Source organism: Streptomyces niveiscabiei (assembly GCF_001419795.1).
Classification (GTDB): domain Bacteria; phylum Actinomycetota; class Actinomycetes; order Streptomycetales; family Streptomycetaceae; genus Streptomyces; species Streptomyces niveiscabiei.
In genome coordinates this window covers 1-7,488 of record NZ_LIRL01000123.1, presented here as the reverse complement: position 1 = coordinate 7,488, position 7,488 = coordinate 1, and the positions used below count along the sequence as shown (strand labels likewise).

Genomic DNA, 7,488 nt, shown 5'->3' with positions numbered 1-7,488 from the left:
GGGTCGGAGAGGTCGCCGGACTGGGTGGGGACCGTGAGGGTGCCGGTGGGGCCGAGGGCGTCGAGGAGGGCGTGCACGACGGCGACGGCGCCGCCGTTGACCCAGCCGAGGGCGGAGAGGGAGGAGTGGACGAGGAGGGTTTCGCCCGGTTTCACGCCCAGCGCGCTGAGGTCGTCCGCGAGGGTCTTCCGGGTGACGAGTGGGCCGGTGGGAGGGGGTGTGGGCATGGTCGGGAGTCTCTCGCGGGGGCGCGGCGGGGTCCACCGGTTCGACCGGCCGGAAGATCGTTTCCGCAGGTCAGATTAGGTATGCCTAAGTGACGCAGGGCACCGTGGGCGGGGAAGGGTGCGGCTTGCCCGAGCTTGGGGAATTACGCAACAATGGCGTTGTGAAAAACGTCGGTGAGGCCCCGCAGGAGGAGCTCGCGACCGGTGAGCGGTCCACCCGCAACCGCGTCGCCCGCTCGATCCTGGACCACGGCCCCTCCACCGTCGCCGAGCTCGCCGCCCGCCTGCGCCTGACCCAGGCGGCCGTCCGCCGCCACCTGGACGCGCTGGCCGCCGACCTGGTCGTGGAGGCCCGCGAACAGCGGGTCTACGGCGCCCGCACGCGCGGCCGTCCCGCGAAGGTGTTCGTCCTGACCGACTGCGGCCGGGACGCCTTCGACCAGTCGTACGACAAGCTGGCCGCCGAGGCCCTGCGCTGGATCGCCGAGCGCGAGGGCGGCGAGGACGCGGTCGCCGCGTTCGCCCGCGCCCGCGTCGCCGCGCAGGCGCCCGCCTACCGCCGGGCCATCGCCGGGGTCCCGCCCGAGAAGCGCGCGGAAGCCCTGGCCAAGGCCCTCTCGGCGGACGGGTACGCTGCTACGGCCCGGAGCGCGCCCGTGGGAGAGCAGCTCTGCCAGCACCACTGCCCCGTGGCGCACGTCGCGGAGCAGTTCCCGCAGCTGTGCGAGGCGGAGACGGAGTTCTTCGCCGAGCTGCTCGGCACCCACGTCCAGCGTCTCGCGACCATCGCCCACGGCGACGGCGTGTGCACGACGTTCATCCCGAAGGCCTCGGCGGGCCCGACGGACCCCCAGATTTCCCACACCGCATCAGCAAGCACGGCCGGGAGGAACCCCGCATGACCACGGAGACTGCCCACCCCGAACTCGAGGGTCTTGGCAAGTACGAATACGGCTGGGCCGACTCCGACGAGGCCGGTGCGGCTGCCAAGCGAGGACTGAACGAGGACGTCGTCAAGGACATCTCGGACAAGAAGTCCGAGCCCGAGTGGATGACGAAGCTGCGCCTCAAGGGCCTGCGCCTCTTCGAGAAGAAGCCCATGCCGAACTGGGGCTCCGACCTCTCCGGCATCGACTTCGACAACATCAAGTACTTCGTGCGCTCCACGGAGAAGCAGGCTGAGTCCTGGGAGGACCTGCCCGAGGACATCAAGAACACGTACGACAAGCTCGGCATCCCGGAGGCGGAGAAGCAGCGCCTCGTCGCGGGCGTCGCCGCGCAGTACGAGTCGGAGGTCGTCTACCACCAGATCCGCGAGGACCTGGAGGAGCAGGGCGTCATCTTCCTCGACACGGACACCGCGCTCAAGGAGCACCCGGAGCTCTTCAAGGAGTACTTCGGGACGGTCATCCCGGTCGGCGACAACAAGTTCGCCTCCCTCAACACGGCCGTGTGGTCCGGCGGTTCCTTCATCTACGTCCCCCCGGGCGTCCACGTGGAGATCCCGCTCCAGGCCTACTTCCGGATCAACACCGAGAACATGGGCCAGTTCGAGCGGACCCTGATCATCGTCGACGAGGGCGCCTACGTGCACTACGTCGAGGGCTGCACGGCGCCGATCTACAAGTCGGACTCCCTGCACAGCGCGGTCGTCGAGATCATCGTCAAGAAGAACGCCCGCTGCCGGTACACGACCATCCAGAACTGGTCGAACAACGTCTACAACCTGGTCACCAAGCGCGCCGTCGCCTACGAGGGCGCGACCATGGAGTGGGTCGACGGCAACATCGGTTCCAAGGTGACGATGAAGTACCCGGCCGTCTACCTCATGGGCGAGCACGCCAAGGGCGAGACCCTCTCCATCGCCTTCGCGGGCGAGGGCCAGCACCAGGACGCCGGCGCGAAGATGGTCCACATGGCGCCGAACACGTCGTCCAACATCGTCTCCAAGTCGGTGGCGCGCGGCGGCGGCCGTACGTCCTACCGCGGTCTCATCGAGATCGGCGAGGGCGCGCCCGGCTCCAAGTCCAACGTGCTGTGCGACGCGCTGCTCGTCGACACGATCTCCCGCTCGGACACCTACCCGTACGTCGACGTCCGCGAGGACGACGTGTCGATGGGGCACGAGGCGACCGTCTCCAAGGTCTCCGAGGACCAGCTCTTCTACCTGATGAGCCGCGGGCTGAGCGAGTTCGAGGCGATGGCGATGATCGTGCGCGGCTTCGTCGAGCCGATCGCGAAGGAGCTGCCGATGGAGTACGCGCTGGAGCTGAACCGGCTGATCGAGCTCCAGATGGAAGGCGCGGTCGGCTGACCGTGGCCCCTCGGGTCGCCCTCGTAAGTCATACAAGCGTAAGAAAGTGAGCACTACGACAGCCATGGCTGAGGCTCAGAACTCCCCGGTGGGGTCCACCACCGCCGGCGCCATCGCGGTGGCCGCCGAGTCCACCGTCGCCACCCGCATGAGCGCGCCCCCGTCCTTCGACGTGGCGGACTTCCCCGTCCCCCACGGCCGCGAGGAGGAGTGGCGGTTCACCCCGCTGGAGCGCCTGCGCGGGCTGCACGACGGCACCGCCGTCGCCACCGGCGGGGGTCTCAAGGTGGCCGTCGAGGCACCCGAGGGCGTCACCGTCGAGCTGGCCGGCCGCGACGACGCCCGGCTCGGCCGGGCCGGCACCCCCGTCGACCGGATCGCCGCCCAGGCGTACTCCGCGTTCGAGCGGGCCGGCGTGGTCACCGTCCCCAAGGAGACGGTCCTCACCGAGCCGATCCGCATCGCCGTGCACGGCGAGGGCGGGGTCGCCTTCGGCCACCAGGTCATCGAGCTCGGCGCCTTCGCCGAGGCCGTCGTCGTCATCGACCACACCGGTGACGCGGTCCTCGCGGCCAACGTCGAGTACGTCCTCGGCGACGGCGCCAAGCTCACCGTCGTCTCCGTCCAGGACTGGGACGACAAGGCCGTCCACGTCGCCCAGCACAACGCGCTGATCGGCCGCGACGCCAGCTTCAAGTCCGTCGTCGTCACCTTCGGCGGCGACGTCGTACGCCTCCACCCGCGCGTCTCCTACGCCGCGACCGGCGGAGAGGCCGAGCTGTTCGGGCTGTACTTCACCGACGCCGGCCAGCACCAGGAGCACCGCCTCCTCGTCGACCACAACACCCCGCACTGCAAGTCGAACGTCGTCTACAAGGGCGCGCTCCAGGGCGAGGGCGCCCACGCGGTGTGGATCGGCGACGTGCTCATCGAGGCCAAGGCCGAGGGCACGGACACGTACGAGATGAACCGCAACCTCGTCCTCACCGACGGCGCGCGCGTCGACTCCGTACCGAACCTGGAGATCGAGACCGGCGAGATCGTCGGCGCCGGGCACGCCTCCGCGACCGGCCGGTTCGACGACGAGCAACTCTTCTACCTGATGGCCCGCGGCATCCCGGAGCAGGAGGCCCGCCGGCTCGTCGTGCGCGGCTTCTTCGCCGAACTGGTCCAGCAGATCGGTGTCCCCGACATCGAGGAACGCCTCCTCGCGAAGATCGACGAGGAGCTGGAGGCGTCGGTCGCATGACGTACGTACGAGCCTGTGGCCTGAGCGAGCTGGAGGAGGACACCCCGAAGCGGGTGGAACTCGACGGCACGCCGGTCTCGGTCGTGCAGACCGAGGGGGAGGTGTTCGCGATCCACGACATCTGCTCGCACGCGAACGTCTCGCTCTCCGAGGGCGAGGTGGAGGACTGCCAGATCGAGTGCTGGCTGCACGGCTCCGCCTTCGACCTCCGCACCGGCAAGCCGTCCGGCCTCCCCGCGACGCGCCCCGTACCCGTATACCCCGTAAAGATCGAAGGGGACGATGTGCTCGTCTCCCTCAACCAGGAGTCCTGAGGCACCTATGGCAACGCTTGAAATCCGCGACTTGCACGTCACCGTCGAGGCCGACAACGCCACGAAGGAGATCCTCAAGGGCGTCGACCTGACCGTGAAGCAGGGCGAGACGCACGCCATCATGGGCCCCAACGGCTCCGGCAAGTCCACGCTCGCGTACTCCCTCGCCGGTCACCCGAAGTACACGATCACCGGCGGCACCGTCCTGCTGGACGGCGAGGACGTCCTGGAGATGTCCGTCGACGAGCGCGCCCGCGCGGGCCTGTTCCTCGCGATGCAGTACCCGGTCGAGGTGCCCGGGGTCTCCGTCAGCAACTTCCTGCGGACCTCCGCCACCGCCGTCCGCGGCGAGGCCCCCAAGCTGCGCACCTGGGTCAAGGAGGTCCGGGAGGCCATGGAGCGCCTCTCCATGGACCCCGCCTTCGCCGAGCGCAACGTCAACGAGGGCTTCTCCGGCGGTGAGAAGAAGCGCCACGAGATCCTCCAGCTCGAACTGCTCAAGCCGAAGATCGCGATCCTCGACGAGACGGACTCCGGCCTCGACGTCGACGCCCTGCGCGTCGTCTCCGAGGGCGTCAACCGCGTCCGCGAGACCGGCGAGGTCGGCACGCTGCTGATCACGCACTACACGCGCATCCTGCGCTACATCAAGCCCGACCACGTCCACGTCTTCGCGAACGGCCGGATCGTCGAGTCGGGCGGCCCCGAGCTGGCCGACAAGCTGGAGGCCGAGGGCTACGAGGCGTACACGAAGGGCGGCGCATCAGAGTGACGCAGTTGCCGGGCCTCCTCGATGTCGAGGCGATCCGCAAGGACTTCCCCGTCCTGGACCGCCAGGTCCACGACGGCCAGAAGCTCGTGTACCTGGACAACGCGGCGACCTCCCAGAAGCCGCGCCAGGTCCTGGACGCCCTCGCCGAGTACTACGAGCGCCACAACGCCAACGTCCACCGCGGTGTGCACGTGCTCGCCGAGGAGGCCACGGCGCTGTACGAGGGCGCGCGCGACAAGGTCGCCGCGTTCATCAACGCGCCCTCGCGGGACGAGGTGATCTTCACCAAGAACGCCTCCGAGTCGCTGAACCTCGTCGCGAACATGCTGGGCTGGGCCGACGAGCCCTACCGCGTGGACTCCGAGACCGAGATCGTCATCACGGAGATGGAGCACCACTCCAACATCGTGCCGTGGCAGCTGCTGTCGCAGCGGACGGGCGCGAAGCTGAAGTGGTTCGGCCTCACGGACGACGGCCGGCTGGACCTGTCGAACATCGAGCAGATCATCACGGAGAAGACGAAGATCGTCTCCTTCGTGCTGGTCTCGAACATCCTCGGGACGCTCAACCCCGTCGAGGCGATCGTGCGCCGGGCGCAGGAGGTCGGTGCGCTGGTCTGCATCGACGCCTCGCAGGCCGCGCCGCACATGCCGCTGGACGTGCAGGCGCTCCAGGCGGACTTCGTGGCCTTCACGGGTCACAAGATGTGCGGGCCGACCGGGATCGGTGTCCTGTGGGGGCGGCAGGAACTCCTGGAGGATCTGCCGCCGTTCCTCGGGGGCGGCGAGATGATCGAGACCGTGTCGATGCACTCCTCGACGTACGCGCCGGCTCCGCACAAATTCGAGGCGGGGACGCCGCCGATCGCGCAGGCGGTCGGTCTGGGCGCGGCGATCGACTATCTCAGCGCGATCGGCATGGACAAGATCCTGGCGCACGAGCACGCGCTGACGGAGTACGCGGTGCGGCGGCTGTCCGACGTGGAGGGCTTGCGCATCATCGGGCCTTCGACCGCCGAGGACCGGGGCGCCGCGATCTCCTTCACGCTGGGTGACATCCACCCGCACGACGTGGGCCAGGTGCTGGACGAGCAGGGGATCGCCGTACGCGTCGGTCACCACTGCGCGCGGCCCGTCTGTCTGCGGTACGGAATTCCTGCGACCACGCGAGCGTCGTTCTATCTGTACTCCACGCCGGCCGAGATCGACGCACTGGTCGACGGCCTGGAGCACGTACGGAACTTCTTCGGCTGAGGAGCTGCTGGTCGTGAAGCTGGATTCGATGTACCAGGAAGTCATCCTGGACCACTACAAGAACCCGCACGGGCGTGGTCTTCGGGACGGCGACGCAGAGGTGCACCATGTGAACCCGACGTGCGGCGACGAGATCACGCTCCGCGTGAAGTACGACGGTACGACGATCGAGGACGTGTCGTACGAGGGCCAGGGCTGCTCCATCAGCCAGGCCAGCGCCTCCGTCCTGAACGACCTGCTCGTCGGCAAGGACCTCGCCGACGCGCAGAAGATCCAGGAGACCTTCCTGGAGCTGATGCAGTCCAAGGGCCGCATCGAGCCCGACGACGCGATGGAGGAGGTCCTGGAGGACGCCGTCGCGTTCGCCGGGGTCTCCAAGTACCCGGCGCGCGTCAAGTGCGCCCTGCTGAGCTGGATGGCCTGGAAGGACGCGACGGCCCAGGCCCTCACCTCGTCCGACTCGTCCGACGTGGAAAGGAAGACGGCATGACCGAGACCGTGCAGATGAAGCCGGCGTCGGAGGAGGAACTCCGCGAGGCGCTGTACGACGTCGTCGACCCGGAACTGGGCATCGACGTCGTCAACCTCGGCCTGATCTACGGCATCCACATCGACGACGCGAACATCGCGACGATCGACATGACCCTGACGTCGGCGGCGTGTCCGCTGACCGATGTCATCGAGGACCAGGCGAAGTCGGCGACCGATGGGCTGGTCAACGAGTTGCGCATCAACTGGGTGTGGATGCCGCCGTGGGGGCCGGACAAGATCACGGACGACGGGCGGGAGCAGCTGAGGGCGTTGGGGTTCAACGTCTGAGGCGCTTGTGGTGCTTGTGGTGTGACTGAGGGCGAGGTCTTTACGGACCTCGCCCTCAGTCATGCGGTGACGTGCGGTGTGATTATCCGAGCGGCGTCGTCACGTGGAAGTAGAAGTCCTGGCGGTTGGTGGTGTTGTAGCCGTACGGGTCCAGGCGGAGCTGGAAGTTGCGGTGGCGCAGGGCGTAGTTGGGGTAGTTGATCGAGCTGAGGGTGACGGCGTCGTAGCCGCCGTAGCCCGCGCAGAAGGTGGCGTCCTGGCGGAACAGGCTGGAGCCGTCGTTGCGTTCGGCGCGGAGGACGAAGTCGCGGTGGCGCAGGTATTTGCCGTCGTGCGTCTTGAAGGTGTAGCAGGAGTTCTTCGCGAGACCGGGGACGACCGTGAAGGTGGAGTCCTCGCGGGACTCCGAGCCGCGCGGCGCGTCGAGCTTCACGAGACCGTTGCTGACGTGCCAGTAGCGGTCCGGGTAGTTGACGGCGCTGATCGAGCGGTCGTACGGGTTGGTCGCGGGCTGCGCCGGGGGCTTGTTCGGGGCCGGGG

At 68.3% G+C, this 7,488-nt stretch carries 10 protein-coding genes; 8 read left to right on the top strand and 2 right to left on the bottom strand.

All coding sequences use genetic code 11. The annotated features are described in order from the left end of the window. The coding region (locus tag AOK24_RS07050) for an AAC(3) family N-acetyltransferase (RefSeq protein ID WP_167376808.1) at positions 1-227 on the bottom strand (227 nt) is incomplete at its 3' end. A 161-nt stretch (positions 228-388) separates the two neighbouring features. Between AOK24_RS07050 and AOK24_RS07045 the strand changes: the two genes are divergently transcribed. The 8 genes from AOK24_RS07045 (at position 389) to AOK24_RS07010 (ending at position 6,948) form a co-directional block, all read left to right on the top strand. Beyond that, positions 389-1,129: a helix-turn-helix transcriptional regulator gene (locus AOK24_RS07045; protein WP_055719189.1), complete on the top strand. Its 741-nt coding sequence runs from the start codon at positions 389-391 to the stop codon at positions 1,127-1,129. Continuing rightward, positions 1,126-2,541: a Fe-S cluster assembly protein SufB gene (sufB, locus tag AOK24_RS07040; RefSeq protein WP_055719188.1), complete on the top strand. Its 1,416-nt coding sequence runs from the start codon at positions 1,126-1,128 to the stop codon at positions 2,539-2,541. The genes AOK24_RS07045 and sufB overlap by 4 nt, the downstream gene beginning before the upstream one ends. 64 nt (positions 2,542-2,605) lie before the next feature. Continuing rightward, entirely contained in the window at positions 2,606-3,790 is a 1,185-nt protein-coding gene (gene sufD / locus AOK24_RS07035; protein WP_055719187.1) for a Fe-S cluster assembly protein SufD, read from the top strand. Then, positions 3,787-4,104: a non-heme iron oxygenase ferredoxin subunit gene (locus AOK24_RS07030; protein ID WP_055719186.1), complete on the top strand. Its 318-nt coding sequence runs from the start codon at positions 3,787-3,789 to the stop codon at positions 4,102-4,104. The genes sufD and AOK24_RS07030 overlap by 4 nt, the downstream gene beginning before the upstream one ends. 7 nt (positions 4,105-4,111) lie before the next feature. Continuing rightward, on the top strand, positions 4,112-4,876 hold the full coding sequence (gene sufC / locus AOK24_RS07025) for a Fe-S cluster assembly ATPase SufC (protein ID WP_055719185.1): 765 nt from the start codon (positions 4,112-4,114) through the stop codon (positions 4,874-4,876). Beyond that, positions 4,873-6,129, top strand: a complete 1,257-nt coding sequence (locus tag AOK24_RS07020; RefSeq protein ID WP_055719184.1) for a cysteine desulfurase — start codon at positions 4,873-4,875, stop codon at positions 6,127-6,129. Before sufC ends, AOK24_RS07020 begins: the two co-directional genes overlap by 4 nt. Positions 6,130-6,142: 13 nt before the next feature. Then, positions 6,143-6,619, top strand: coding sequence for a Fe-S cluster assembly sulfur transfer protein SufU (sufU, locus tag AOK24_RS07015; protein ID WP_055719183.1), 477 nt, complete (start codon positions 6,143-6,145; stop codon positions 6,617-6,619). Then, complete coding sequence (locus tag AOK24_RS07010; protein WP_055719182.1) at positions 6,616-6,948, top strand: metal-sulfur cluster assembly factor; 333 nt, start codon at positions 6,616-6,618, stop codon at positions 6,946-6,948. The genes sufU and AOK24_RS07010 overlap by 4 nt, the downstream gene beginning before the upstream one ends. Positions 6,949-7,030: 82 nt before the next feature. Here AOK24_RS07010 and AOK24_RS07005 read toward each other — a convergent pair. After that, positions 7,031-7,488, bottom strand: a 458-nt coding sequence (locus AOK24_RS07005; RefSeq protein WP_206191159.1) for an AbfB domain-containing protein, incomplete at its 5' end; no start/stop codon positions are given.